Origin of the sequence: Herbaspirillum sp. B65 (assembly GCF_000333555.1) — a bacterium.
GTDB lineage: Bacteria > Pseudomonadota > Gammaproteobacteria > Burkholderiales > Burkholderiaceae_D > Herbaspirillum > Herbaspirillum rubrisubalbicans.
In genome coordinates this window covers 1-1,915 of record NZ_BADI01000170.1, presented here as the reverse complement: position 1 = coordinate 1,915, position 1,915 = coordinate 1, and the positions used below count along the sequence as shown (strand labels likewise).

The following is a 1,915-nucleotide window of genomic DNA, read 5'->3' as shown; positions in this document are numbered from 1 at the left end:
GGTATTCGGCCAGCAGGGTGCGGATGTCGCGGTCGTCGTCGACCACGAGGATGTGAGCATTTGTATCCATGGAACGCATTATGCCGAATTGTCCGNCGCGTGCAGGGGGGATTTGTATCGGGTCTTACAAGCACCGGTACAGAAATAAAACGATACCTGTACAGTTCACCTATATACAAAACGATACAAATGCAGCCACAGCGGAAAAATCACCGATACACGTTGCCGGTTTAATGGGAACCGTGCCAGGACAGTAGAACGCTGTTCCCCGGCAGTCCAGAGCACCATCCCATCAAAGGAGCAACCATGTTGACATTGAAGAACCGTATCCTGGCCGGCATCGCCGCCGTGAGTATCAGCGCCGTGACCCTGTCGGCCTTCGCCCAGATGCCCCCGGATGGCCCGCGAGGCCATGCCCCCAGCCCCGAACAGATCGCCAAGTTCGAACAGATGCGGGCCAAGCACCAGGCCCAGCTGCACGACAAGCTCAAGATCACCGCCTCCCAGGAAGCCGCCTGGAAGCTCTTCCTGGACAAGACCAAGCCGGCCCCCATGGACCCGGCAGCGCGTCCCAGCAAGGAAGAATGGGCCAAGCTGACCACCCCGGAACGCCTGGACCAGAAGCTGGAGAGGATGCGCAAGCGCGAAGCCTTCGCCGAGCAACGCGTGGCGGCCACCAAGGAGTTCTACGCCACCCTGTCGCCGGAACAGCAAAAGACCTTTGACGCCGAGTTTGCCAAGATGGAGCGTCATCGCTGGGAGCATATGGGCCATATGCCCCACGGCAAGCCCGCAGCCGACGCCGCCCCGGCCAAGTAAATCCAAGGCGGGACCGGACGCAGCCCCTGGTGCAGCCTGATCGTGGCACGGGTTCGGCGTCCCCGACAGCCTTGCGCTCATCCGCAAGGCTGTTCTCGTTGGCACATTGCGCCATAGCTAGGTACACTGCGTGCCAGCTTTGTTGCGGGGGCCGACAATGTTTTAAATCTGTAAGCCTGCCCGGCGACAATAGCGACCGGCCAGAGCCTGGCCGCAGGCGTTGAACAAGCATTCCACTATTCCAATTTCGGCCGGGCCGCCATGGTGGCGGCTGGCACATCGATCGGTCCACTGGTTTTCCTGACATGACAAATACTCCCAATCCCGGCCAGCCATCTCCTTCCCACCCGACTTCGCGCGGCAGCATCCTGCGCCGCTGGTGGTTCTGGGTACTGGTGGCGGCGCTGGCGGCCGGCGGCGGCTATACCCTGTGGTCCAAGAAGCAGGCCCAGCAGGAACAGATGGCGGCCATGGGCGGGCCGGGTGGACGTCCTGGTCCAGGTGGCCCCGGTGGACGCCGTCCGGGAGCGGGTGCCTTCGCTGCCCCGGCCATGCCGGTGGGCGTGGCAGTGGCGCGGGTGCAGAACGTGGACGTGTTCCTCAATGGTCTGGGGGCCGTCACGCCAACAGCCACGGCCACCGTGCGTGCTCGCGTGGATGGGCAATTGATGAAGCTGTATTACAAGGAAGGGCAGGTGGTCAAGGCCGGTGACCTGCTGGCCGAGATCGATCCGCGCGCCTTGCAGGCCGCACTGACCCAGGCCGAAGGCCAACTGGCGCGCGACCGCGCCTTGCTGGCCTCGGCCCGGCTGGACCTGAAGCGCTACCAGACCCTGCTGTCCCAGGATTCCATTGCCAGCCAGCAGGTCGATACCCAATCAGCCCTGGTCAAGCAATATGAAGGTACCGTCACGGCCGACGAAGGCAATGTTGCCAGCGCCCGCCTGCAATTGTCCTTCACCCGCGTGACTGCGCCCATCAGCGGTCGCCTGGGCCTGCGCCAGGCCGATATCGGCAACAACGTCACCACCAGCGAATACAATGGCCTGGTCATCATCACCCAGTTGCAGCCGATCACGGCCATCTTCAGCATTCC

The 1,915-nt window shown here is 62.8% G+C and carries 2 protein-coding genes; both read left to right on the top strand.

What is annotated here, in order from left to right; all coding sequences use genetic code 11:
• The first annotated feature begins 306 nt into the window (after positions 1-306).
• On the top strand, positions 307-819 hold the full coding sequence (locus tag I5W_RS04275; RefSeq protein WP_044528307.1) for a Spy/CpxP family protein refolding chaperone: 513 nt from the start codon (positions 307-309) through the stop codon (positions 817-819).
• A gap of 305 nt (positions 820-1,124) precedes the next feature.
• A partial coding sequence (locus I5W_RS04270; RefSeq protein ID WP_044528306.1) for an efflux RND transporter periplasmic adaptor subunit occupies positions 1,125-1,915 on the top strand: 791 nt, incomplete at its 3' end.

Excerpts from the sequence above, each read along its gene's own strand:
- I5W_RS04275 (WP_044528307.1), top strand. The coding sequence starts at position 307 with ATGTTGACATTGAAGAACCGTATCCTGGCCGGCATCGCCGCCGTGAGT.